Raw genomic sequence first — 25,058 nt, 5'->3', positions numbered from 1 at the left:
GCGCTCGATGGTGCGCTCGTTCTGGAGTTGAGGTCGTCGCCGGAGGCGTCGGTGGTTCGCGTCGCCGGAAGCGACCTGCGGTCGCGCTACCGCGCTCTAACGAGCGCTCACGTTTCTTGCTACCGCGCGAAACTTACGAGTCGTCTTCGCGACGACTCGCGACAGAGCGCTGCCCGATCGAACTGCGGCGAGGTCACTGACTCCGACAGCAACGCCGACCTAGACCGCACCCGGCGACGCAGACCACCACACCACCGACAGCAACGCCGAGCTAGACCACTCCCGGCGCGCCGCAGATCACCAACGCGCCTCTCTTAGAGCGACCGGCCGAACAGCTGACATTGCGGCGGTTGAAACCCTTCCGGCGTCGGCGGGTCCCGATGAACCTTCAAGTATTCGACCAGCGCGAACCGTTGCTCATCCGTGAACTCCGGTCCAATCACCCCTGAAGGCAGCGGATTCGCCTCCGGGTCAGCCAGATGTTTACTCCACGTCGCTCCATCGGCTGCAAAACCGTGACCGATGTTTCTATTGCCCGGGATCGACGTATCCAGCCAGAACCCGTCCTCATCACCTTCTGCATCCGGCGCCGTCACATAGCCAACGTGCACTGGATCGAATTCCCGGCGGCCGACGAAGAATTTCTGGTCACGCTTCGATGGCGGCAGCAGCATTTGGTACAGCGACGGCACTGAGCCGTTGTGCAGGAATGGCGGCGTCGCCCACACGCCTTGCAGCGGCCGCGGTTTATAACCAGCAATCTGCTGCGGCAAATCCAGTGCGCCGAAGCCTTCCAGACATTGCTGAGTGGCGTAGTCGATCCCGTAATCCGCATAGAAGCGGTTCTTGATCAGAATGCCAACCAGGTTCAGCGCCAGGCCCTCACTGAGTTTGGTCACATCCAACCGAGCGACAGTCTGCTCGACGTTGGCCGGCCCATTGCGCACATCCCACAACAGATTGAGCGTGTGACAATCGAGCCCGCAGTCGAGCGGATCGTCGGGCTGCGTCGTCGGAAGGACCGGCATGGGCGACAGCAATGTTTCCAATGCCGTGTCGATCGCGTCGAAGCTGTCCTGCGGCAAGCTGGGCGTGGCATTCGCGTCGGGATCGGGATAGCCCTCGAGCAAGGCGGGCAATTCACCCAGCGGCAGTTGCTGCTCGCCGCGCAGACGAACGACTTCTCGTAGGCGGAACCGCGCATCGCGCGCCAGCGAGCGAACTAACAGCGGGCGCAGAGCATCGGCGAGCTGGGCATTCGTCAGGCCCGTCGTCGACAGATTGTAACGACGCTCCATGAAGCCCTTCGCCGCATTCGGATCCGTGCCGATGTGTTCCAGCGGAATCACTTCGATGCGCCATTCCACTTCCGGGAACGGCTTGAGCGGCGCGCTCGCCTGCTGACGTGCGGCATCGGATACATGCGGGCCGTGGCAGCCGCGGCAGTATTGTTCGAACAGCTTGGCGCCTTGTTCCGCCTTCGCGGTGTCGATGGCGCCGAGAATCTGTTCCGGCCAGCTCGGCGGCGTGAGCTGTTGCAGAGTGTGTTCGATACGTTGCAGGCCGGCGATGTCGACACTGCTGCGGAATCGCTGGTCGTTCGGCAGTGGCTCGTTCATGGCGCTGCGCATTGGTGCAATCGCGCCAACGCCGAGCGCCTCGCCGATGTTTCTTGCCAGCGGCTGCGCCACCGAGCCGTTGTACTGCACCCAGTCGAACTTCCAGATGTTCCAGAGATAGGGATAGCTGACCGGCGCATCGCCGACCTGGTAATTGCCCTTGGCCAGGTGATCGCCGAACGCGGTATTGCCGATGCGTCCCAGCGCGTCGGTGCGGCCGAAGCCCTCGTGCACCGGATACAGCTTGCGCAGCGGATTGTTCTGGCCGCTGCCGATCATGGCCTTGATGGTCGCCCACAGCGCCGACTTCAATTCCGATTTGGAATCCGGATAGCCGGGACCGAGCACCCGCTGTGCGAAACGATCGAACTTCCAGGGCTTGACTGCGGTGTCGACCAGCGATGCCAGCAGCACCGGCGCGAAGCTGCCCCGGGTCATGTCGGTGAAGGCGTGCATGGCCTGACCGCCGTCGATGCGCATCGCGACGGTGCGATCGTTCCTGGTGTAGTGGATTTCGCCGGTGTGACAGGCGGCGCAAGTGATATCGAGCACGTACTCGCCGATCGCCGGATCGAAGTGCCTGGTGAAGCCGATGGGCAGCTGGTCCGGATTGGCCGGGCTCGGCGCCGGATCGACCAGGAACCGGTATTTGCGCATGTGATCGGGGTTCGCGAAGCGCTCGCTGGAGAACGGCAGCTCCAGGTGCACGAACCAGTCGTATCTGAGCGCGCCGCCCGAGGCGCCTTGCGGCATCGAGGCGCCCTGGCCGGTGTAATAGTAGGTCTGGCGCTGCTCGGTGTTCTGGCCCGCGCCCCAGTTCTGATCGAGCCACACGTACTCGTCGACCGGCTCGAGCGCGGGAATGGTGTGGACCGGCCACAGCACGAACCAGAGAAACCCTGCCACCAGTGCCACGCCGGCAATCAGTACCAGCGCAAGCAGCCATCGAACGAGGCGCCGCATCGCTCACTCCCTGTTGTGTTTTTGAATTCAAGTCACATCGAGGCGCGCAAGTTACCGACAGGCTCACACAGCGCCCGCAGACGACATCACAATTCCAATATTTCATGACTGAGAAGGTCGCGGCTTTGGTCGCGGTGTCGCATACTTCGCGCCGATTCGTAGAGGCACAGCGGATAGGGAGGAGAGAGTGCCGATGTCGCCGCTTCGTATTGCCGTTTTCGCCGGGCGCCTGGTGCTGGCGCTGCTTCTGTGCGCAAGCGTGTATGTCACCGCTGCCGAGGCGGGCGCGACCGTGTTCGAGTTGGCCACGGCCGATCGCATCTACGTCGAGGAGTTCAGCCGTCACATCGACCTGCTCGAAGACGCCAGGGGCGATCTGTCGCTCGACCAGGTGGCTCAGTCAACTTTCGTCCCGGGCAGCCTCGCGGCCGCCAACGTCGGCTTCACCAGCTCGGTCTGGTGGGCACGGATCACATTTCGTAATCCAGGGTCGCGCGAGCGCGAGATCTTCGTTCGCCAGACCTACCCGCTGATCGACTATCTCGACGTCTACGAGCAGACCGCCCCGAACGAGTGGCGCATCCACAAGACCGGTGACCGTCGGCCGTTCGCCGCGCGCGACATCGCCCATCGCGACTTCGTGTTTCCCATCCATGTGCCCTCGCAGGGCGAGCGTGTGGTGTACCTGCGCTATCAATCCCAGGGGCCGATCGACATCAGCCTGGCGTTGTTCAGTTCGCCGGAGCTGTTGGAGTCGCTCAGCCGCGAGCAGCTGGCATATGGCATCTACTACGGTTGCGTGGTCATGCTGCTGGTGTGGAGCAGCCTGGTGTTCATCGCAGTGCGCGACAAAGCCTTCCTGGCGTACTTCGCGTATGTCGGCACTTTCGGCTTGTACATGCTGATTCACAACGGCCTGGCCTATCAGTACTTGTGGCCGGACAGTCCGCGCTGGGGCAATACGAGTCTGGTCGCGCTGATCAACATCGCGTTGTTCGCGGGCTTGCAGTTCTCGCGGATGATTTTGCGGGCGAAGGAAGTCACGCCGCGTCTGGACCTGGCAGCCCGAGGACTGCAGACCGTTGCAGCCATCCTGTTGCTGGCCGCGCCGTTCGTGCCTTATGCGACCATCATCGCGCCGGTCGCCGGGCTGGTGCTGATCGGCGTGATTTTCATGTTGGTGATGGGTATTGCCGCCATGCTGCTGGGCTCGCGGCCGGCGCGTTTCTACGTCATCGCATGGGGCTCGTTCCTGTGCGGCTCGGTGATTTTCCTGCTGAAGACCTTCGGCGTGCTGCCGCACACGTTCTTTACTCAGAACGGCTGGCAGATCGGCTCGTTGCTGGAGATGATCCTGCTGTCGATGACGCTGAGCACGCGCATGAACGAGCTGCAGCACCAGAGCCGAACCGATCCGCTCACACTGCTCGGCAATCGCCGCATGTTCGACGACCGGCTGCCGCAGGAATTCGTCATCGCTCGCCAGGAACAGCGGCCGCTGTCGTTGCTGGTCCTCGATATCGATCACTTCAAGGGTTACAACGATCGGCACGGCCATGCGTGCGGCGACCAGGCCATCAAAGCCGTGGCGAGTGCATTGCGTAAGTTCGCGCGTAAGCCGTCGGTTGCCTGTCGTTACGGTGGCGAAGAGTTCACCGTGATCCTGCCCGGCATCGATTGCCAGACCGCGTCCGTGATGAGCGAACGGTTACGGCGCACGGTTGAAGAAACATTGAATGGCGATCTGTCGATCACCATCAGCGTGGGCTATGCGTGCCTGTCGCGGGGCGACTTCGAGAACGCCGACAAATTCTTCGAGGCGGCCGACTCGGCGCTCTACCGGGCCAAGCAGCAAGGACGCAATTGTGTGGTGGCCTTTCACGATCGCATCGAGCCGGCGCAGGAGCAGGAGCCGCCGGCGCAGCGGGCCGCTACTTCCTGAGCCAGTAGATCGCGAGCACCAGAAACAGAATGATCAGCAGCCGCAGGATGATGGGCGGCGTCAGGCGCGCTTTGCGACGCATCGCGCGCCGGTGATAAGTGGCGATCGGCTGATAACGCTCGTTGCGTGCCCAGGCCAGCGCCTCGTCGCCCGCGATGAAATGCCCCGGCTCGGTATCGAACAACACGCCGTCGGTCATGGCGGCCAAAGTGGCTGCCGCGGCACTCGCGGCGTCACGATCCGAAGAACGACCGCTGAATCGCAGGCTCGCTACCGCGTTACGCGGGCCGATGGCTTGGGCGCCGGCATCGCCGATTTCCAGCGTCGGCGTGGTAAACGACTCCAGGTAATACTCGAAGCCGGTGCGGTCGTCGGGGCAGGGCAGATAGCCGCTGAATGAGCCCGGCTCGAAATCGGCATTCAGCTGCACATCGAAGCCCGCTTCGCGAATCACGCGGGCCCAGTCGGCGGCGGCCGGCAGGCGGGTGCGATCCAGGAATACGTTGTAGGTGATCACTTGCGTATTATGAAGCCATGATCTCGGGATGGGGGCTCCTGGTCGCGTCGCTGGCCTATGTTTGTGGCCTGTTCTTCATTGCGTGGTGGGGTGACCGGCGGCGGCTGTATCCCGAGCACACGCGGCTGCGGCCGCTGATCTACAGTCTGGCGCTGGCGGTTTACTGCTCGAGCTGGACGTTCTACGGCGCGGTGGGCAGCGCCGTGCGCGATGGGCTGAGCTATCTGCCCATTTATCTGGGGCCGCTGCTGGTGTTCGTGTTCCTGCTGCCGTTCTTCGAGCGGCTGGTGCGGATGGCCAAGCAGCAGAACGCCACCTCGATCTCCGATCTGCTCGCGGCCCGCTTCGGCCGTTCGCCGCAGATCGCAGTGGCCGTTACCGTCATCGCACTGACGGCCGCGATTCCATACATCGCCCTGCAATTGAAAGCGATCTCGATGAGTATCGAGGTGCTGTCGGCCGGCGCGCCGGCGCAAACCGTGGCCTGGTATCGCGACAGCGCTTTGCTGGTCGCGCTGATGCTCGCGTTGTTCTCGAGTCTGTTCGGTGCGCGGCAGGTCGATGCGACCGAGCATCATCCGGGCATGGTGCTGGCGGTGGCCGCCGAATCGCTGGTCAAGCTGATCGCATTGCTGTGTGTGGCGGTGTTCGCGTTGACGCAGCTCGATGGCATCGAACCATTGCTCGATATGGCGCGCCAGATGCCGGCTGGCGTCGATCATTCCATTTCTTTTCTCACGCAGACGCTGTTGTCGCTCACGGCAATATTCTGCTTGCCGCGACAATTCCAGGTGGGCGTGGTGGAGTGCGCCGAGGTCGGCGATGTGCGCCACGCGCGCTGGTGGTTCTCGACGTATCTGGCGCTGATCAGTCTGGTGGTCGTGCCCATCGCTGCGGCTGCAGTCGCAGCGGGCGCCGGCAGCGGCTCGATTGCGCCGGACTCGTTCGTGTTGTGGCTGCCGCTCAGCGCAGGGCACGACTGGCTGGCGTTGCTCGCTTATCTGGGCGGCTTCTCGGCCGCGACCGGCATGGTCATCGTTGCGACCGTCGCGCTTGCGACCATGGTCAGCAACGACCTGGTCCTGCCTGCGATCTGGCGCTGGCGCCCGCCGGCACTCGGTGATCGCAGTCTCGCATCGGGAGGCATTCTCTGGATCCGACGCGCCGCCATCCTGACGATCTTGCTGGTCTCGTTTTGTTTCTTTCGAGTGGTGCCGAACGGCTCCAGTCTCGCGTCGATAGGCCTGCTCGCATTCGCGGCCGTAGCGCAGTTCGCACCGGCGGTCGTCAGTGCGGTGTATTGGTCGGGCGCGAGTCGAGTCGGCGTGCTCGCCGGATTGTGCGGTGGATTCTTGATCTGGATCTATACGCTGTTGCTGCCGACTTTTGCGAGCGCGGACGGCGTGATGCCATCGTGGATCACGGAAGGGCCGTTCGGCATCGGTGTGCTTGCGCCTCATTCGCTGCTCGGGATCTCCGGGCCGGATCCGCTGACGCACGGCGTGTTCTGGTCGCTGCTGGTGAATATGATCGCGCTGGTCGGAATGTCGCTGTATTCGCCCCCGGCGATCGGCGAGCGATTGCAACTTGCGCCACGCATCGGGGGCGCGGATGCGCGCCGTGCAAAGTTGTTGCCGGGCTCGGCGACGATCGCTGATCTGCAGTTGCTCGCCGAGCGCTTGCTGGGGTGGAGCGCGGCGCAAGCCTGGTTCGAGCGATACAAGCAGGAGCATGGACGCGACTATTCGCCGCAGCAGCGCGCCGACGTTGGATTGTTACAGGGTTTGGAACGCGAGCTCGCCGGTGCGCTCGGTGCGGCCTCGGCACGAATGGTGTTGACCAGCGCGCTGCGAGGCGCCGGTCTGCAGTTCAGTGAGGTGGTTACGCTGTTCGATGAGGCCTCGCAGAAGCTGCGCTTCAATCGCGAAATGCTCGAAGCCATGATGGAGAACATGCCGCAGGGGATCAGTGTCGTCGACGCGGAGATGCGCCTGGTGGCATGGAACAGGCGGTACGTGGAGCTGCTCGACTATCCGCCGGAGTTGATGCGGGCGGGCCGGCCCATTGCCGATCTGATGCGATATAACGCGGGGCGCGGCTGGTACGGTCCGGGCGATGCAGAAGCGCATGTCGAGAAACGGCTGGCTCACATGCGGGCGGGTTCGCCGCACCTTTCCGAAAGACGCCGCAGCGATGGTCGTGTGATCGAAGTGCGCGGGCAGCCGCTGCCCGACGGTGGCTATGTCAGCACCTTCAACGACGTCACCACTTACAAGCACGTCGAAGCTGAGCTGCGCGAAATCAATGAAACATTGGAGCAACGCGTCGCCGAGCGCACCCGGCAACTCGTCGAAGCGACTGCGGTTGCAGAGAAGGCCAACTTGGGCAAGACGCGCTTCCTCGCCGCCGCCAGTCATGACTTGTTGCAACCCTTGAATGCGGCGCGGTTGTTCAATGCGGCGCTTCGAGGTCACGCCGGTCAGCTACAACATCCACAGGTCGAGCAGTTGGCGGATCGGGTGGAGAATTCGTTGCACGCTGCCGAAGAGTTGCTCGATGGCTTGCTCGACATCTCGCGGCTGGATTCGGGTGCGATTCAACCCGAGCTCGGCGATTTTTCCGCCGGCGCACTGTTGGATTCGTTGAAGGAACAATTCGCCCCGGTAGCCGCGCAACGCAATCTGGAGCTGCGAGTGCACGCCACGCGTGTGCAGGTGTACTCCGATCAGCGGATGCTGCGTCGAGTGTTACAAAACTTGATCGGCAACGCTTTGCGTTACACGCGCAGTGGACGCGTGGTCGTGGGAGTCCGTCGCCGCGCCGGCGATCAGGTCGAGTTTCAAGTCATCGACACCGGCCCCGGCATTGCCGCCGAAAGCCAGAGCGTGATCTTCGAAGAGTTTCGCCGGCTCGACCAGCATTCGCCCTGGGGCGAGCGCGGTCTCGGCCTGGGCCTGTCGATCTGCGATCGCATCGCTCACATTCTGCAAACTCGACTCACCTTGCGCTCGACCCCGGGCCGGGGCAGTGCTTTCAGCGTGCGGGTGGCGCGAGGCAAGGGCATGGCACGCGAGCCCGCGACGACACCGGCGCAAGTGCATAGCGTTGCAGGACTGCGGGGATTGCGCGTGCTGTGCATCGAGGACGATCCGAACATTCTCGATGCCATGCGCGAGTTGTTGACGCGTTGGGGCATCGACGTCGTCTGTGTCGGCACGGCCGCGCAGGCGCGTGAGACATTGCAGGCTCAGTCGATCGATCTGGTGCTCGCCGACTATCATCTCGGCGGCGAACCCATGGGACTGGATGTGTTGGATGAGCTGGTCCCGAAAGAGTCCGCGCGAATGCGTGCCGGCGCCTTGGTCACCGCCGATGGCACTGCCGCTCTAGCACAACGCGCGAGTGCGCTGGGATTCCAGGTGTTGCGCAAGCCGCTGCGTCCTGCGGCTTTACGAGCGCTGATCGTGGCGCTTATTGCTGATCCAGCGAGAGTCGCTGCGCCAGCAGCACGGCTTGCGTCCGATTGCTGACGCCGAGCTTTTGCATCACCGCGCTGACGTGAGCTTTGACAGTCGCTTCGGAGACCTCCAGCCCCGCCGCGATCTGCTTGTTCAACAAGCCTGACGACAGCATCGAGAGCACGCGGAACTGCTGCGGGGTCAGGGTTGCGAGTCGCGCGGTCGCATCGAGTTCCTGTTGATCCAGCGGTGTCGGATCGCTGCCCGTCGTTGCCGAGGCGGGTAGCCACGTGTCGCCGCTCAGCACGGAGCGCAAAGCCTCGACGATGACGTCGATGGAGGCCGATTTCGGGACGAACGCGGCTGCGCCGTGACCCAGCGCTCGCTGCATGATGCGTCGATCCTCACGCGCCGAGATCACCACGATGGGCACGGTAGGAAAATTCGCTCGCGCCTGCACCAAGGCATTGAAGCCTTGCGCGCCGGGCATGTTCAGATCCAGCAGCAACAGCTCGGGATCGGGATGGGCATCGAGCGCCGCGAACAATGAGTGCACGGTATCGGCCTCGATGATCTGAGCGCCCGGCACGGCCTGGGCGACGGCGAGCTTGAGTGCATCACGAAATAGGGGGTGGTCATCGGCGATCAGAACGGCGCGCTTCATTGCGCGCGCAATACTCCATGCTTGTGTCATTGGCGGCAACTCCATTTGCCTTCGGACGACCGGCGCGCGAGAGATCAGGCATCGGCGCAGCGCTCGCGGGCTATTCGACTTTCGTCGAATGGCGCTGCCTTGCGCTTCGACCAAAGATGAATGGCCGGTGCTCGAGCCGTGCGCGCATGCTCGCGCCGACTCGTCATCAGGGGACGGACAATGATCAAGCTAAGGAAGGTTGTGATCGTGTCGGCCATGGCCACCGGCATGGCGGGCTCGCCGCTGGCAGCACGGGCCGCGGAGACCGGGGCGGACGAACAGCAGCGCAAGCTGGAAGCGCGAGTCGAAGAACTGGAGCGACAACTGCGCGAGCTAACTCAAAAAACGTCGGGGGCGCCCGCTGCGACCACGGTCGATACGCCCACCGTCCAGGCCAAGCCGATTACGCCCAATGCCGTTGCCGGAACGCGCTTTATCTACAGCGGCTTCGTCAAGCTCGATGCGCTGTGGTCCGACTATCAGGATGGCGAGATCGCCGACGGCAGCATTGGCCGCGATTTCTATCTACCATCGACCATCCCGGTCGGCGGCGTGGGCGTGGGCGAGGGCGTGGATTTCGATTCTCACATCAAACAGTCGCGTTTCATCTTCGGCACCGACACGGACCTGGCCGGCGGCGGACTGTTGTCGTCGCGCCTGGAAGTCGACTTGTACGGTTCGGCGCTCGGCGATGAGCGGGCCACGAACACGTACGGCGTGCAGGTCCGGCACGCCTACCTTCAATATGGCCGATGGCTGGTGGGCCAGACGTGGAGTAATTTCATGGATGCGACCACGTTGCCTGAGACGGCGGACTTCATCGGCCCGACCGACGGCACTATCTTCGTGCGCGAGCCGATGGTTCGATACACGCTCGGCAACTGGTCGTTCTCGGCGGAAAATCCCGAGACGACGATTACGCCGCTCGGCGGCGGCACGCGCATCGCTTCGGATGACAACAATATTCCCGATCTCACCGCGGCCTACACTTGGAAGCTCGGCGTTGGAACGCTGCGTGCGGCGGCGCTGGTGCGTCAGTTGAAATATGAAACGACCGGCGTCGGCGCCGTGAACGACTCGACCCAGGGCGCGGCATTGTCGCTGGCCGGCAAGATCAACTTTGGCAAGCACGATCTGCGCTTTGCCATCACCGGCGGCGCCGGACTCGGCCGCTACGTCGGCGTCAATTTCGCAAACGATGCCGTATTGACCGCCACGGGCGAATTGGAAACGATCTCGGGCTGGGCGGCGTTCGCGGCCTGGCGCCAGGTCTGGAACGATCGGGTGCGCAGCACCTTGATGGTGTCGGCGTCGGATTACGACAACGATGCGCGGCTGACCGGCGGCAACGCCAACAAGTCGAGCTGGTCCTGGGCCTTCAATACCTTTTATTCGCCGCTGGCGAAGCTCGATCTCGGTGTCGAGCTGCGCATCGCCGAGCGGGAGATCCAGAGCGGCGCGAGCGGCTCGATGCGCCGCCTGCAAGCGGTCGCCCGGTACTCATTCTAGAAAGTAACATTCGATAACGCTGCAAGTTCTGGCAGGGGAGAATCATGGCCACCACACCACAGACGCTGTCGCACCCCACTGCGGGAGGCATCGACCGGTCGCACCGGCGCGTGATCTTCGCGTCCTCGCTCGGCACCGTGTTCGAATGGTACGACTTCTATCTGTATGGCTCGTTGTCGGCCATTATCTCCAAGCAGTTCTTCTCCGGCGTCAATGAAACCACCGGTTTCATATTCGCGCTGCTGGCCTTCGCCGCGGGCTTCTTCGTGCGGCCGTTCGGCGCACTGGTGTTCGGCCGGCTGGGCGACCTGATCGGTCGCAAGCACACCTTTCTCATCACCATCGTGATCATGGGCGCGTCGACGGCCATCGTCGGCATGTTGCCCAGTTATGCGGCGATCGGGGTTGCGGCGCCGATCATTCTGATCGGCTTGCGCTTGTTACAAGGCCTCGCGCTCGGTGGTGAGTATGGTGGCGCGGCCACGTATGTCGCCGAGCATGCGCCCGACGGCAAGCGCGGCTTGTACACGAGCTGGATTCAAACCACGGCGACGCTGGGTTTGTTTCTATCGCTGCTGGTGATTCTGATCTGTCGCGTCGCGCTCGGCGATCAGTTCGAGGTCTGGGGCTGGCGGATCCCCTTCCTGATCTCGATCGTGCTGCTCGGCATCTCGGTGTACATCCGCCTGCAATTGCAGGAGTCGCCGGCGTTCCTGGAAATCAAGAAGGAGGGCAAGCTGTCGACCGCGCCGCTCACCGAAGCGTTCGGCAATTGGAAGAATCTGAAGATCGTGCTGCTGGCGCTGTTCGGTGCGACGGCCGGTCAGGCGGTCGTCTGGTATGGCGGCCAGTTCTATGCGCTGTTCTTCCTGGAGAAGATCCTGCAGGTCGATGCCAAGGCCGCGAATCTGATCATCGCCGCCGCGTTGGTGATCGGCACGCCGTTCTTCGTGGTGTTCGGCGCGTTGTCGGATCGCATCGGCCGCAAGACCATCATCATGGCCGGCTGCGTCCTCGCCGCCGTGACTTATTTCCCGGTGTTCAAGGGGCTGACGCACTTCGCCAACCCGGCGCTGGAGCGCGCGGTGGCGACTGCGCCGGTGACGGTGATCGCCGATCCGGCGGATTGTTCGTTTCAGTTCGATCCAGTCGGCAAGTCGGCGTTCACGCGGTCGTGCGACGTGGTCAAGTCGTCGCTCGCCAGGGCGGGCGTGCCGTACGACAACGAAGCCGCGCCGGCGGGGTCGGTGGCTCGCGTGCGCATCGGCACTGGCGAGGGCGCCGTCATGCTCGACTCCTTCCCCGGCAACACGCTGGGCAAGGCTGAATTCAAGACCGCCAACGACAGCTTCACCGCGCAGCTGAAGAGTGCGCTGACCAAGGCCGGCTATCCGGCCAAGGCCAACATGGAGGAAGTGAATTACCCGATGGTGATCGCGCTGTGCACCTATCTGGTCATCCTGGTGACCATGGTGTACGGGCCGATCGCGGCCTGGCTGGTGGAGCTGTTCCCGACCCGCATCCGCTACACCTCCATGTCGCTGCCTTATCACATCGGCAACGGCTGGTTCGGCGGCTTCCTGCCGGTCACCTCGTTCGCCATCGTGGCGGCCACCGGCAACATCTATAACGGCCTGTGGTATCCCATCGTGGTGGCGGTGATGACGGCGATTGTCGGCACGCTGTTCCTGAGGGAGACCAAGGATCGGGGCTTGTGAGACAATAGCTGCACATACATCCCGTATTCAGTTTGATCGGGTAGCATCGCGCGTTCCTCGAGAGCGCGCGATGCGCCTGTTTTTGGGAGAAAAAGTGCACTATCTACCCGGTGCCCGCCGCGTAGCAGGCTTGTTGTTGTTCGGATCGCTGGCCGGCTGTGGCGGCGGCGGTGGGGGCGATGACGTCGCCCCGGTCCAAATCTCCACCAATGCGATTACGTTCAGCGCTGCCGGCCCGAGCGCCGAAGTGCCTGCCGCGCAGAGCTTTACGGCGACGTTCGGCGACGACGTCGTGCAGTTGTCCGTGATCCACAGCGGCGATGCGATCGCCTCGACCACTTCGGTCCTGAACGGCCGCAGCGCGCAGATTACTGTCGTGCCGGCAGCCCCGACCGCGGTCGGCCCGGGCGCGTTCGTCGGCGCAGTGGCGGTGACCGGCTATACGTGCGCCGACACGACCTGCAGCCGGATGGCCGCGGGTAGCACGGCCACCCTGCCTGTCAGCTATCAGATATCGCCGGCGCTGCTGAGCGTCGCCCCCTATGTGGAAGTGGCTGGAAGGAGCGACACGGTCGTCATTCGCGGCCAGGGTCTGCGCGCTTTCAACATCAGCGGCGTGAGGTTTGGCGATACGGCTGCAACCAACGTCAACGTGAACACCGCCGGCACCGAGCTGAGCGCCACGCATCCGGCGCTGGCCGCGGGTTCGTACGTCATTCATCTCGACTCGACCAACCACACCGGCGAGATTCCCTCGAACGTCGCGTTGCGAGTGGTCGACCCGGTCGCATTTGCGGCGACGACGCTGGATCATCCGTCGGCGGCTACTGTTGTGCGCTCGCTGAGCTATGACTTGGAAAGGCAGGCATTGATCGTGGTGAGCGACGCTGGCGGCGGCTCCATCGCTCATTATCGATACGCGAACGGCGCCTGGGGCGCGCCCACCCAAGTGGGGAGCGGCTTCCTCGACGCTGCGCTGTCTGCCGACGGCACCCAATTGTTTGCAATCACTCCGGCGCATTTTTGGCCCATCGATGCTGCGACGCTGGCAGTGGGAACGAACATTGCGGCGCCCTCGCTGGCCACGAATTCGTTTTTGAAGAACATCGTCGTGGGCTACGACAATCGCTCGCTGATCACGACCAGTCTCACCACCAGCGGCTCGACGCAGGGATATATCTACGATCCGCCCACCGGCATCCTCGGCCTGAACGGCACCGCGCTCAACAATGCGACGCCCACCATGTCCGCGAGCGGCGCCGGCGCCATCCTGAGTCAGGGCGATTCCACGTTGACCAGCGATGTGCCGGTTTATCTCTACGCGACCGCCGCCAATGCGCTGAGTGCGAGTACGGTGTCGTTGCGGCAGAACGCCGTGCCGCCCGCGGTGAATCGCTCGATCACCCGCATCGTGCTGAACGGCACGAAGGTTTACGACGGCAATTTCGCGTTGCTCGGCACGCTGCCGGACACCACGGCCGGGGTCGTTCTCAAATCCGATGGGTCCCGCGCGTACGCTTATGACACTGCGGCCGGCGGCATCCTCGTTTACGACGTCAGTGTCGATCGCGATGAAGCAGCCTACACCGCACTGGGTGCGGTCACGCCGCTCGCGGCCGATCCAGGCCCGGGTTTGCGGATGGCCATCACGCCCGATAACGGGACCTTGTTCGTTGCTGGCGGCACACGCATCGTCGTGCAGCCCACGCCGGCTCTGTGAGCACCCCAATGAACTCACAAAAACTTCATATCGGCGCTTCTCTGCTGGCGGCCCTGCCGCTCGCAAGTAACAGCGCGGCGGCGGCGGAACCTGCGCAGCGCGCAGTGCAGTCGACCAACTATTCGCTAGGTCTGATCGCGAGCGACAGCGACACCAAAGACAGCACTTCGAACGGCACCTTCGGTCTTGGCGGCAGCGCCAACATGCCGATCGGCAATCTGTTCGGCGCATCCTTGGCGGGCAGCTACTCGCGGACCACCGCGCGCACCAGCGACGTGTTGTTCGATGTCGCCTCCCAGACTTCATCGCGCCAGACCTGTCGCTTCAACAACGCCGATGGGTCGTTGAGCGTGTTTGCCCGCAAGCCGACGCTCGGCCGGATCTCGGCGTCGTATGGCAAGGGCAACGTGAAGTCCGATTGCGGTGACGAGTCGGTGTTCGTTTCCACCGGCGACGACAGCATGGGCATCGACTACTACAAAGTCGGCGCCGAAGCGTATCTGTGGGATTTCACGTTCGGCGCGGTGCACACCTCGACCGAGCCGGAAGACGGCGAGAAGCTGGAGTCGGATATCTTCAGCGCCAGCTGGTATCCCCTCGACAGCCTCAAGGTCACGCTGTCCGGCGGCGATCTGTACGAGCAGGACACCTACGGCATCGAGATCGAGCATCAGCCCGAGTTCATGGGCAACTCGCTCGGCGTGGCGCTGGGCTATTCGGTGATCGATCGCGATCAGGAGATCGGCACCATCAATTTCAGCGTGGTGTTCCACTTCGGCACCAAGGTCGAGCTGAAGACGCGCGATCGCCAGTATCGGTAGCGATATGAGCGAACAATGGCTGTTCGAGCCGGACTCGATCGACTGGCAGGAGTTGTCGATCCTGTATCGGATCGCGCCATTGGGGGATAAGAGTGCCGAGCATCTGCGGCTGGTGTTCGGCAACAGCCGCTTCAAATGTTTCGTGCTCGAGGACGGCAAGCTGATCGGCGCCGGCCGCGCGCTGGCCGACGGCCGCGATTGTTCTTACTTGTGCGACATCGTCGTGCACCCGCAGTATCAAGGCCGCGGGCTTGGCAAGGCGCTGGTCGCCAAACTGACCGAGCTGTCGGCCGGCCATCGCAAGATCATTCTGTACGCGAATCCGGGCAAGGAAGGGTTCTATCGCAAGCTCGGCTTCCGCCGGATGCTGACCGCGATGGCGAAGTTCGGCGACCAGCAGCGCGCTATCGACACGGGGCTGGTTGCGGACGAGTGATCGGCGCCGTTTGACCATTGCCGGCTGCCCCGCCGAGTTTCATAGTCGCTGAACGGGCAGTCCGCGCGTTACTCCGGGAGTCATCGCTATGGTCACGCGTCGTTCCTTCATGCGGCAGTTGGGGGTGGCGGGCGCCGCCGGTGTCTATTTCGGCGAGACCTTGATCGCCGGCGCTGCGCAGGCCGATGTGCGGGTGAAGTCTCCCAAGACGCCATCCAGGGTCTGGCTGGACGCCAACGAGAATTCCGCCGGTCCGCCGGCCTCGGCCATCGAGGCCATGGTGCAGAACGCGTCTCACACCTGGCGTTATCACTTCGATGAATTCGGCGAGTTCGCGCGAGCGATCGCCGCGAGCGAGCAGGTTTCGCCGGCTCAGGTGCTGTTCGGCGTCGGTTCGAGCGAGGTCATTGCCTCGGCGATCGGCGCGTTCACCAGCGAGTCGAAGCCCATGATCACCGCTTCACCCACCTACGACATCATCGTGCAGCTGGCTCGCGCGATGGGCAAAGCGGTCGTCGAGATCCCTTTGACGCCGCCGCAGTGGTCCTACCCGGTCAAGCAACTGGTGGAGGAGGCGAAGAAGGCGGGCCGCGGGATGATCTATCTGTGCAATCCCAACAACCCGACCGGCTCGATCACGTCGGTGGAGGACGTGCGCTGGCTGGTGAGCAATCTGCCGGCGGACACGGTGCTGTTCGTCGACGAGGCCTATCTGGAATTCGCCGATCCGGCGAAGGTCGAGAGCGCGATCAAGTACGTGCGCGAGGACAAGAGCGTGGTCGTCACGCGCACGTTCTCCAAGATCTACGGGATGGCGGGTGTGCGCGCCGGCTTCGGCTGCGCGCGTCCGGACCTGATCTCCGCCATGAATCCCTTCATGGACAACGTCATTCCTTATCTCGGCGTGCGTGCGGGCATGGCGGCCTTGCAGGAAAAATCCACGCTGGTGCCGGAACGCCGCAAGAACAATGCACGGACTCGCACCGAGCTGTGCCAATGGCTGGATCAGAACAAGGTGCGCTACATCCCTTCGCAAGCCAACTTCATCATGATCGACGTGAAGCGCGATGTGCGTGAGTTCAGCGCCGCGATGTTTCGCGAAGGCGTGGCAGTCGGCCGCCCGTTCCCGCCACTCAACACCATGCTGCGCGTGACCATCGGCAGTGCCGCCGACATGCAACGCTTCCGCCAGGCGTTCTTGAAGGTGTATTCGGCGTGAGCCGCGCGCTCAGCCGTTCACGACTTTGTCGACAGCGGTGAGCTCCACCGCCGCCGGCGCCGCGACGCTGGAAACTCGTTGACCAACGCGTGGGATAGGCTCTTCGCCATGAAAGCGTTGAGCGGTGATCTCCAGCCAGCGCTCGATGTGCCGGCAGAACCGCTCGATGGCGCGGGTGCGGTGGAAGACCAGCCCCGTGCCTTCGTACATCTGCTCCTGCGCGGGCGAGACGTGATACCACCATTGCAGACGATCCAGCCGTTCGCCATCCATGTACGGCAACGTGATCGAGAACCGACGGCCGTTGCGAGTCGGCTCGGTTTCAGCGAACGCAAAGTAATCCTCGAGCGCGCGCGGCAGTTCGATGTGCGGCATCCGGGCTAGGCGTACGGGGGGAGACGCTCCGATGATAGCGAGTGTCGCGATTTGCATCCACCTCGACATGCGCGCGCAGTCATGCATTGCCCCCGTATGACACGAACCACTAAGCTCACGCGCTGCATCGTTTTCGTGCATAGGGAGAGACAAGGTGTCCCAGCAACTCATCCGTAGCCTGGCGTGCGTGCTCGCTTTGAGCCTCGGCTTGCCGGCGGTCGCGTCGCAACTGGTCAAGGCGCTGCCGAGCGAGACGCCGGAGAAGTTCACGCCCAGCCTCGAAAGCTTCGACTACACCAAGCGGGAAGTGATGATCCCGATGCGCGACGGCGTGAAGCTCAAGACCTTCATCCTGATTCCCAAGCGCGTCACCAAGGATGCCAAGGCGCCCATCATCATGACCCGCACGCCGTACAACGCGAGCGGGCGGGTCACGCGCTTCAACAGTCCGCGACTGCTCGCGGCTGTGCCGCAGATGAATGACACCACTGTCGAAGCCGGTTACATCGTCGTCTACCAGGACGTGCGCGGAAAATTCGGCTCCGAGGGCGATTATGTGATGACGCGTCCGCTGCGCGGTCCGGTGAATCCCACCAAGGTCGATCACGCCACCGACACCTACGACACCATCGATTGGCTGGTGAAGAACGTCCCCGAGAGCAACGGCCGCGTCGGCGCGATGGGTGGCTCGTACGAGGGCTACACCACTTTGATGGCCACGGTGAATCCGCATCCGGCGTTGAAGGTGGTGGTGCCGTTCGCGCCCATGATCGATGGCTGGATGGGCGATGACTGGTTTCACAACGGTGCGTTCCGTCAGGGCGCCGCGCTCGAATTCGTCTATGGCCAGCAGTCCACGCGCAGCGGCGCGTTCAAATTCTGGTGGGGCGAGTACGACATCTACGACACCTTCCTGCGGGCCGGCTCGGCGGGCGCGCTGGCGAAGTCGCGCGGTTTGGACCAGCTTGGATTCTGGCGCGCGCTCGCCGACCACACGAGCTACGACACGTGGTGGCAGGAGCAGGCGGTCGACAAGCTGCTGGCCCAGCTGCCGATCAAAGTGCCGATGATGATCGTCGGTGGTCTGTTCGATCAGGAAGACATCTACGGCAGTCCGGCGCTCTACAAGGCGCTCGCGCCGAAAGATCCGACCGGCCAGTTCGTGCACCTCGTGATGGGCCCGTGGAATCATGGCCAGGGACGCCGCGAAGGTCGCTCGCTCGGTGCGCTCGAATTCAGCGGCGACACCGCCGGCTGGTTCCGCAGCAAGGTGATGCAGCCGTTCCTCGATCATTATTTGAAAGACGCGCCGAAGCCGGCGACGCCAAGAGTGCTGGTGTACGAAACGGGCGCCGACGAGTGGCGTCAGTACGATCACTGGCCGCGCTCTTGCGCCGTTGCGTGCGTGGAGAAGTCGCGATCGTTGTATCTGTTGTCGGGCGGACGCCTGGGATTCGAAGCGCCCTCCGGCGGCTTCGACGAGTATGTTTCCGATCCGGCCAAGCCCGTGCCGTACCGGCCGCGACCGAACCTGCCGATGAGTGCGCCTGACTCGGGCTGGGGCGAATGGTTGGTCGATGACCAGCGACATGCGGGCACGCGCCCCGACGTGCTGGTGTACGAAACCGAGCCGCTGACCGAGCCGCTGCGTGTCGCCGGTCAGCCGATCGCGCGGTTGTTTGCTTCCAGCAGCGGCACCGATTCGGATTGGGTCGTCAAGATCATCGACGTGTGGCCCGACGAAGTGCCCTCCAGGCCGACCATGGGCGGGTATCAGCAGATGTTGTCGGCCGATATTTTCCGCGGCCGTTATCGCGCGAGTCTTTCGAACCCGCAGCCGCTAACGCCGAACGAGGCACTGCACTACGAGATTCCGCTGCCGCAGGTCAATCACACGTTCCGGCCCGGCCATCGCATCATGGTGCAGATCCAGTCGAGCTGGTTCCCGCTATACGACCGCAATCCGCAAACCTTCGTGCCGAACATCATGTTCGCGAAGCCGGAGAACTACGTGAAAGCGACGCAACGCATCTGGCGCGCGCCGGGCAAGTCGAGTCAGATCGACTTGCCCGTGTTGAGGGCGCGCTGAGGAGTTACGTCCACGCCTTCATATATTTCTCATCCTGCGCGGCCGCGCGTTTGAACGCCGGCCGCTCCGCGCAGCGAGCCAGATATTCCTGGAAGGCCTTGCGAGGCTCGAGCGCCTTCGCCATCAAACCCCAGCCGATTTCCGAACCGACATAGACGTCGGCGGCGCTGAAGCGATCGCCGAGGATGAACTGCCCTGCAGACACGGCTTGCTCGAGTGCATTCAAAGTGTCGGCGTAGCTGCCGTAACCCAGTGCGCCCGGGCGATCTACCGGCGGCCGCTTGAACATGTGATCGACAATCGCGGGCTCAACGCAGCCGGCGCCGAAAAACATCCAGCGATAGTAGGTCCCGCGCTCCGGTGAATCAGCCGGCGGAGCGAGGTTCGCAGCAGGAAATGCATCGGCGAGATAGGCGCAGATCGCGGCGGCCTCGGTTACGACGAGGTCGCCGTGTTTGATCGCCGGGATTTTTCCCATCGGGTTCACCGCCAGATATTCCGGCGTCTTGTGCTCACCGCGATCGAATCGCAGCAGTTGCGTTTTGTACGGAACGCCCACTTCCTCGAGCATCCAATGCGCGATGCGGCCGCGGCTCTGTGGGTTGTGAAAGAAGGTAATGTCGGCCATGGCTGCCTCCTTTGTTACGTTGGTCTCGCTGTTCGGAGTTTAACGTGCCAGTTGACGGCGGAGTTTCGTTTGATCAATATTCACCTCATTGGGTGAATGAAAATCATGACGCTGGATGACACCTTGCTGGCATTGGCCGACCCGACGCGACGGGCGATCTTGCAGCGTCTGTCGCGGGGCGAGGCGCGAGTGACGGAGCTGGCGGAGCCGTTCGATATTTCGCTGAACTCCGTTTCCAAGCACATCCGCATTCTGGAGCGCGCGGATCTGGTCCGCCGTCGCCGCGTAGGTCGCGAGCATCTTCTGACATTCAACACCGGGCCCTTCGATGAACTCGCCGAATGGATGACCACACAACGCACGCTGTGGATGAATCGGTTGGATGCACTGGACGCGATGCTGCGCGCTGAAGACCGCATGGCTGCACCAGTGCCGAAGCGCCGCAAGAAGCGAGGTGCACGATGAAACAAACCGATGATTGGCAGCTGTCGGTCAAGCGTCAGTTCACGGCTTCGGCGGAGCGAGTGTTCGATGCATTTCTCGACCCGAGCAAGGCCGGACGATTCATGTTTGCCACGGCCACTGGAACGATGGTGCGAGTAGAGATCGACGCTCGCGTCGGTGGTGCGTATGCGTTCGTGGATCGACGGGTCGGAGAGGATGTCGAGCACGTCGGCGAGTACCTGGAGATAACTCGCCCCCGTCGGCTGGTCTTTACGTTGCGCGTCGAAAAGTATTCGAAGGATCAGAGCGTGGTGAGCATCGAGATCACCCCACGAGGCTCAGGTTGCGAATTGGTCCTCACGCAGAGCGTGTCCAAGCAATTTGTCGAGCATTCGCAGCGCATTGCGGCGGGGTGGGCGGCTATTCTTGACTGTGCTGCTGAGATCGTTGGTCCTTGAGACCATCCACCGAAGGAGAAAGACATGCCTCGCTACGCCGACGGATTCGTCATCGTTGTCCCGAAGAAAAACCTGAAGGCCTATGAAGCCATCTCCAAGAAGGCCGGCAAGATCTGGAAAGAGTACGGTGCGCTGGAATATTGCGAGTCGGTCGGCGATGACTTGAAGGTGAAGTTCGGCCTGCCGTTTCCGAAACTGTGCAAGCCGAAGGCCAACGAAGCGGTCGTGTTTTCCTGGATCGTCTACAAGTCCAAGGCCCACCGCGACAAGGTCAACGCAAAGGTGATGAAGGACCCGCGCCTGGACATGGACAAAGACAGCATGCCTTTCGATATGAAGCGCATGAGCTACGGCGGCTTCAGTCTGCTCGTCGACCTTTGATTCGAGCGTGTGGCCGGCGGAGGTTCAGCCTCCCGCCGGCCAGGCGCGACGCTGTCAGCGCGCACCGTCCACTGATGCCGAGAGTTTCTGATACCGATGCAGCTCGGCCTGCACGCCGGCGAGCTTGCTGGTCACTCGCTCGAACGCATCCGAGCCCGATGCCCAACGCATCGGCGGTTGTTCGCTATCGGCCAGCGTAAGTAACGCTGCCGCGAGTTTTGTCGGATCGCCGGCTTGCTGGTGGTTATAGCTATCGTACTCGGCTTTCAGCCTCGATGAGATCTGCTCGTACTGCGCAATCCGGCGGGAGCCATATCGCACCGACGTGCTATCGAGAAAGTCGGTGCGGATGAAGCCCGGCTCGACGATCGTCACGTGGATGCCGAGCTCCGCCACATCCAGCGCGAGCGATTCCGAGAAACCTTCGAGGGCGAACTTGGTCGAGCAATAAATGCTTGCGTAAGGAAAGCCGATTGCGCCGCCCATGGAAGAAATATTGAAGATGTGTCCGCTGCGCTGCTCGCGCATGACCGGCAGCACGGCCCGGGTCACGTTGAACGCGCCGAACACATTCGTCTCGTACTGCTGCTGAATCTCGGTCGCGGTGATTTCCTCGAACAAGCCGAGTTGGCCATAGCCCGCGTTGTTCACCAGAACGTCGACGCGCCCGAAGCGCGCAACGGCAGCTTCCACCGCAGCGAAGGCGTGCAGTTCCTTGCTCACGTCGAGCTCGACCGCGAGGACTCGATCGCCATGCTGTTTGAACGTGGCCGCGATCTGATCTCGATTGCGCCCGGTGGCGACGACGTTGTCGCCGGCTGCGAGCGCTGCTTTGACGATCTCCGCGCCGATGCCGCGCGAAGCGCCTGTAATGAACCAGACTTTCTGTTGTGACATGTGACCGCTCCAATGTTTGCTAGTGCGCCAGCGAGAGCGCAATCGACACGGGAGCAGTGTAGAAATGGGGGCCGGAGCGGCGGTAGCAAGATCCGGGCAGCTTCTAGCCCGATCCTGCAAGGGTGGCGGGATTCAGGCGAGAGGCAGACGAATCATACAAACGTGGGTCCGGCTGGCTCCGCGGCTGCCGCCGATGAGGCGGACACGCCGCGGAGTCGAGCTTGTAGAGCGCATGACCAGCGCTCCCATTACTGCAGCTGAGTCACAGTCACGCTGTAACCAACGTGTTCCATCGACTGGACACCGAAGGCGCCGAAGGTGAGCGACAAGGTGACGATGGCGACCGACAACAGCATGCAAACGGCGCGCTGGGTGGACTGAGTGGCTTTAGTGACGGCGTACATGAGATTTCTCCTGTTTGGTTGCTTTCTAAACCCGCGTTATTGCGGTGTTCGTAGCTTCTGACGCGAGCACTTCTCAAAGGGTTGCAGCGGCAGATGCGAAAAATTCGACCTGCCGGCGAACCACAGCTGGTTACCGGTGAAAGCGGTGAAGCAGGGGAGAAGCGATGCGCCTCGCGCCTTTATTCGGACGCGAGGGGAGCGGGCACCAGTACAGTTGAGAATGGATCCGGGCCTTACACCGCGGATTCAGTAAAGGCCGTACTTATTATTTGCCGGCGCGAGCCATCTGCGTGCCGACGCTGCCTTCGATCCATTTGCGGACGCGACGGGCATCGGCAACCCGAGTGAGCTTGCCGAACGAGTTGAGCAGCACGATCACCGTAGGACGATCCTGAATTTTGGTCCGCATGACCAGACATTGACCTGCGTCCTGGGTGAAGCCGGTCTTCTGGATGGAAATGTCCCAGTCGTCTTTGGACGTGAGCGAGTTGGTATTGCGGAATTCGAGCAATTGACGCCCCACCTTCACGGTCAGCTTTTCGCTGGTCGAGTACTCCTGAATCAACGGCTGACGTGACGCTGCGATGACAAGCTTGACCAGGTCCGAGGCGGTGGCGACGTTGCTGCTCGACAGTCCGGTGGGATCCGCGAAGCGGGAGTTCTTCATGCCGAGCTGGCGCGCTTTGGCGTTCATGGCTTTCAAGCAGGCCGGGACGCCGCCGGTGTAAGCACGACACACCGCCTGGGCGGCGCGATTCTCGGATGACATCAGGGCCAGATGGAGCAATTCACTGCGGGTGAGCTTGGTGCCCACCGCCAGGCGGGAAGCGTTGCCCTTGGTCTTGTCCCGGTCGACCTGCAGGATGGTCACGGTCTCCTCCAGCGGCTGCTCGCCTTCGAGCACCACCAGCGCGGTCATCAACTTGGTGATCGATGCAATCGGCATCACCTTCTGCGCCTGCTTGGAATACAGCACCGTTTCGTCACCCTCGTCCAAGATCAGCACGGACGCGGATTTGATCTGCAGCTTGCCGGAGGGGACCGGCTGGGACCAGGAGTGCGAGGAGAACGAAGCGAGCAGGACGGTGGTAGCGGCGAACAGCCATGGGCGGAAGCGGAAAGAGGTTCGCATCGCTCTAGATCGTGCCTTTAGTTCATGTTGATTCGATGAGCGCAAAGGTAACCGATTTGCAGCGCTTGCGAATGTGAGTTTTTCCCTGGTTGAGCCGGTGGTCGCGGGCGGCAAAAGACAACAGGATCGGTACAATCCCGCCCCCCATGTCTACCTCCACTCCCGAGCAGGAACTCGGGCACGCGGCCGACTCCTCCGCCGCGCAGCCCAACCTTTCGTTCTGGCAGGTCGTGCGCCTGTCGTTGCAAGGTCAGCACCTCGATTACACGACGGTGCCGTTGAATCGCGCCGTGCTGCTGCTGGCCGTGCCCATGGTGCTGGAAATGATCATGGAGTCGCTGTTTGCCGTCGTCGACGTTTTCTGGGTGTCGCGGCTCGGCTCGGACGCCATCGCGGTCGTCGGTTTGACCGAGTCGATCATGACGCTGATCTATGCCGCCGCGATCGGCATTTCCATTGCCGCCACGGCAATCGTCGCCCGACGCATTGGCGAAAAAGATGCGGAGCGCGCTGCGCAGGCCGCAGGCCAAATTGTCCTGCTCGGAGTCACGCTGTCGGCGGCGATTGGCCTGCTGCTGAGCTATTTCGCCTCGGACATTCTCCGCCTCATGGGCGCCAGCGACAGCGTCGTATCGCTGGGCACGGACTTCGCTCGGATCATGCTCGGCTGCAATGTGACCGTGTTCATGATCTTTGTGATCAACGCCATCTTCCGCGGCGCGGGCGACGCGGTGTTGGCCATGCGCACGCTGTGGCTGGCGAATGCTCTGAATATTGTGCTCGGTCCGCTTTTCATTTTCGGCTGGGGACCGTTTCCCGAACTGGGCGTCACCGGCGCGGCGGTCGCGACCAACATCGGCCGCGGCGTCGGCGTGCTCTATCAGTTGTGGCACCTGGCAGGATTCCACAGCCGCGTGCAGGTTCGTTTGCGGCATCTGCGGCCGGTGTGGATCGACCTGCAGGCCATCCTGGGCACCGCGAGCACGGGCATCGCGCAGTTGTTGATCGGCACCACCAGCTGGGTCGGTCTGTTCAAGATTCTCGCGGCGTTCGGGAGTGCGGCACTGGCGGGCTATACGATCGCCATGCGCATCGTGATGTTCGCTCTGATGCCTGCGTGGGGCCTGGCGAATGCCGGTGCAACCCTGGTGGGACAGAACCTCGGGGCCGGCAAACCGGATCGGGCCGAGCAGGCGGTCTGGATAGCGACGCGCTTCAATGCAGTTTTCCTGGGCATCGTCGGCCTGGCCTTCGTGCTCGGATCCGGGCCGCTGGTTCGGTTGTTTACCGACGATCCGCCGGTGCTCGAGCATGGCATCCGCGCCTTGTGGATCATCAGCCTGGCGTTCCCGTTGTATGCAGCCGGCATGTGCCTGGAGGCGGCGTTCAACGGCGCCGGCGACACCTGGACGCCGACGCGGCTGAATTTCTTTTGTTTCTGGCTTGGACAGATTCCACTCGCGTGGCTGCTGGCGGATTTCTTCGCCATGGGGCCGCTCGGTGTATTCATTGCGGTGCCCATCGGCTTCTCGGCACTGGCGCTGTGGAGCCTGGCGCTGTTCAGGCGAGGACGCTGGAAACAGCAGCGGGTGTGATGGGGACTCCAGTCGCAGAAAGAATTTTGCGCACCCTGT

The 25,058-nt window shown here is 62.8% G+C and carries 21 protein-coding genes; 13 read left to right on the top strand and 8 right to left on the bottom strand.

The features are described 5' to 3' along the window. Window positions 1-314: 314 nt before the first annotated feature. Window positions 315-2,582 carry a c-type cytochrome gene (locus EK373_RS01960; RefSeq protein WP_129641068.1) on the bottom strand — a complete coding sequence of 756 codons (2,268 nt, stop codon included), beginning with the start codon at window positions 2,580-2,582 and terminating at the stop codon, window positions 315-317. Between the two features lie 193 nt (window positions 2,583-2,775). Here EK373_RS01960 and EK373_RS01955 point away from each other — a divergent pair, with 193 nt between their 5' ends. Continuing rightward, on the top strand, window positions 2,776-4,524 hold the full coding sequence (locus tag EK373_RS01955) for a diguanylate cyclase (protein WP_129641067.1): 1,749 nt from the start codon (window positions 2,776-2,778) through the stop codon (window positions 4,522-4,524). On the opposite strand, the gene EK373_RS01950 is transcribed toward EK373_RS01955, so the two are convergent. Next, window positions 4,514-5,041 carry a hypothetical protein gene (locus EK373_RS01950; protein ID WP_129641066.1) on the bottom strand — a complete coding sequence of 176 codons (528 nt, stop codon included), beginning with the start codon at window positions 5,039-5,041 and terminating at the stop codon, window positions 4,514-4,516. The genes EK373_RS01955 and EK373_RS01950 overlap by 11 nt on opposite strands. 17 nt (window positions 5,042-5,058) lie before the next feature. Here EK373_RS01950 and EK373_RS01945 point away from each other — a divergent pair, with 17 nt between their 5' ends. Further along, window positions 5,059-8,571, top strand: coding sequence for a hybrid sensor histidine kinase/response regulator (locus tag EK373_RS01945; RefSeq protein ID WP_129641065.1), 3,513 nt, complete (start codon window positions 5,059-5,061; stop codon window positions 8,569-8,571). Here the strand turns inward: EK373_RS01945 and EK373_RS01940 are convergent. Continuing rightward, the gene (locus EK373_RS01940) at window positions 8,513-9,193 is read right to left on the bottom strand and encodes a response regulator (protein WP_232830997.1); all 681 of its coding nucleotides are present in this window, start codon (window positions 9,191-9,193) and stop codon (window positions 8,513-8,515) included. The two genes, EK373_RS01945 and EK373_RS01940, sit on opposite strands and share 59 nt — an antisense overlap. A 180-nt stretch (window positions 9,194-9,373) precedes the next feature. Between EK373_RS01940 and EK373_RS01935 the strand changes: the two genes are divergently transcribed. The 6 genes from EK373_RS01935 to EK373_RS01910 all read left to right on the top strand — a co-directional run bounded on the left by EK373_RS01935 (window position 9,374) and on the right by EK373_RS01910 (window position 16,616). After that, the gene (locus tag EK373_RS01935; protein ID WP_129641064.1) at window positions 9,374-10,702 is read left to right on the top strand and encodes a DcaP family trimeric outer membrane transporter; all 1,329 of its coding nucleotides are present in this window, start codon (window positions 9,374-9,376) and stop codon (window positions 10,700-10,702) included. Between the two features lie 44 nt (window positions 10,703-10,746). After that, on the top strand, window positions 10,747-12,420 hold the full coding sequence (locus tag EK373_RS01930) for an MFS transporter (RefSeq protein WP_129641063.1): 1,674 nt from the start codon (window positions 10,747-10,749) through the stop codon (window positions 12,418-12,420). A 70-nt stretch (window positions 12,421-12,490) separates the two neighbouring features. Further along, on the top strand, window positions 12,491-14,140 hold the full coding sequence (locus EK373_RS01925) for a hypothetical protein (protein WP_129641062.1): 1,650 nt from the start codon (window positions 12,491-12,493) through the stop codon (window positions 14,138-14,140). Between the two features lie 8 nt (window positions 14,141-14,148). After that, a complete protein-coding gene (locus EK373_RS01920) occupies window positions 14,149-14,961 on the top strand; it encodes a hypothetical protein (RefSeq protein ID WP_129641061.1) in 813 nt (270 codons plus the stop codon). A 4-nt stretch (window positions 14,962-14,965) separates the two neighbouring features. Continuing rightward, window positions 14,966-15,397: a GNAT family N-acetyltransferase gene (locus tag EK373_RS01915; RefSeq protein WP_129641060.1), complete on the top strand. Its 432-nt coding sequence runs from the start codon at window positions 14,966-14,968 to the stop codon at window positions 15,395-15,397. Between the two features lie 88 nt (window positions 15,398-15,485). Next, window positions 15,486-16,616: an aminotransferase class I/II-fold pyridoxal phosphate-dependent enzyme gene (locus tag EK373_RS01910; RefSeq protein WP_129641059.1), complete on the top strand. Its 1,131-nt coding sequence runs from the start codon at window positions 15,486-15,488 to the stop codon at window positions 16,614-16,616. Between the two features lie 9 nt (window positions 16,617-16,625). Here EK373_RS01910 and EK373_RS01905 read toward each other — a convergent pair whose 3' ends face one another. Further along, window positions 16,626-16,991 carry a hypothetical protein gene (locus tag EK373_RS01905; RefSeq protein ID WP_129641058.1) on the bottom strand — a complete coding sequence of 122 codons (366 nt, stop codon included), beginning with the start codon at window positions 16,989-16,991 and terminating at the stop codon, window positions 16,626-16,628. Window positions 16,992-17,160: 169 nt separating this feature from the next. On the opposite strand from EK373_RS01905, the gene EK373_RS01900 reads away from it, so the two are divergent. Further along, window positions 17,161-19,080 carry a CocE/NonD family hydrolase gene (locus tag EK373_RS01900; RefSeq protein WP_129643244.1) on the top strand — a complete coding sequence of 640 codons (1,920 nt, stop codon included), beginning with the start codon at window positions 17,161-17,163 and terminating at the stop codon, window positions 19,078-19,080. A 4-nt stretch (window positions 19,081-19,084) separates the two neighbouring features. Here the strand turns inward: EK373_RS01900 and EK373_RS01895 are convergent, their stop codons facing one another. Further along, window positions 19,085-19,708, bottom strand: coding sequence for a glutathione S-transferase family protein (locus EK373_RS01895; RefSeq protein ID WP_129641057.1), 624 nt, complete (start codon window positions 19,706-19,708; stop codon window positions 19,085-19,087). Between the two features lie 105 nt (window positions 19,709-19,813). On the opposite strand from EK373_RS01895, the gene EK373_RS01890 reads away from it, so the two are divergent. The 3 genes from EK373_RS01890 to EK373_RS01880 are packed head-to-tail and all read left to right on the top strand — an operon-like array spanning window position 19,814 to window position 20,991. Then, the gene (locus tag EK373_RS01890; RefSeq protein WP_198683009.1) at window positions 19,814-20,173 is read left to right on the top strand and encodes an ArsR/SmtB family transcription factor; all 360 of its coding nucleotides are present in this window, start codon (window positions 19,814-19,816) and stop codon (window positions 20,171-20,173) included. Next, window positions 20,170-20,610, top strand: coding sequence for an SRPBCC family protein (locus EK373_RS01885; protein ID WP_129641055.1), 441 nt, complete (start codon window positions 20,170-20,172; stop codon window positions 20,608-20,610). Before EK373_RS01890 ends, EK373_RS01885 begins: the two co-directional genes overlap by 4 nt. Before the next feature lie 24 nt (window positions 20,611-20,634). Then, the gene (locus EK373_RS01880) at window positions 20,635-20,991 is read left to right on the top strand and encodes a DUF1428 domain-containing protein (RefSeq protein WP_129641054.1); all 357 of its coding nucleotides are present in this window, start codon (window positions 20,635-20,637) and stop codon (window positions 20,989-20,991) included. Between the two features lie 54 nt (window positions 20,992-21,045). Here EK373_RS01880 and EK373_RS01875 read toward each other — a convergent pair whose 3' ends face one another. The 3 genes from EK373_RS01875 to pbpG form a co-directional block, all read right to left on the bottom strand. After that, window positions 21,046-21,888 carry an oxidoreductase gene (locus tag EK373_RS01875; protein ID WP_129641053.1) on the bottom strand — a complete coding sequence of 281 codons (843 nt, stop codon included), beginning with the start codon at window positions 21,886-21,888 and terminating at the stop codon, window positions 21,046-21,048. A 248-nt stretch (window positions 21,889-22,136) separates the two neighbouring features. Further along, entirely contained in the window at window positions 22,137-22,292 is a 156-nt protein-coding gene (locus EK373_RS32970; RefSeq protein WP_157994186.1) for a hypothetical protein, read from the bottom strand. A gap of 265 nt (window positions 22,293-22,557) precedes the next feature. Continuing rightward, window positions 22,558-23,424, bottom strand: coding sequence for a D-alanyl-D-alanine endopeptidase (pbpG, locus tag EK373_RS01870; RefSeq protein WP_129641052.1), 867 nt, complete (start codon window positions 23,422-23,424; stop codon window positions 22,558-22,560). A 146-nt stretch (window positions 23,425-23,570) separates the two neighbouring features. Here pbpG and EK373_RS01865 point away from each other — a divergent pair, with 146 nt between their 5' ends. Further along, on the top strand, window positions 23,571-25,019 hold the full coding sequence (locus tag EK373_RS01865; RefSeq protein ID WP_129641051.1) for an MATE family efflux transporter: 1,449 nt from the start codon (window positions 23,571-23,573) through the stop codon (window positions 25,017-25,019). The last annotated feature ends 39 nt before the right edge of the window (window positions 25,020-25,058 follow it).

Source organism: Peristeroidobacter agariperforans, assembly GCF_004138335.1.
Classification (GTDB): domain Bacteria; phylum Pseudomonadota; class Gammaproteobacteria; order Steroidobacterales; family Steroidobacteraceae; genus Steroidobacter; species Steroidobacter agariperforans.
Note: the sequence above shows the minus strand (reverse complement) of the source record. Positions and strands in the feature narration are given on the sequence as shown.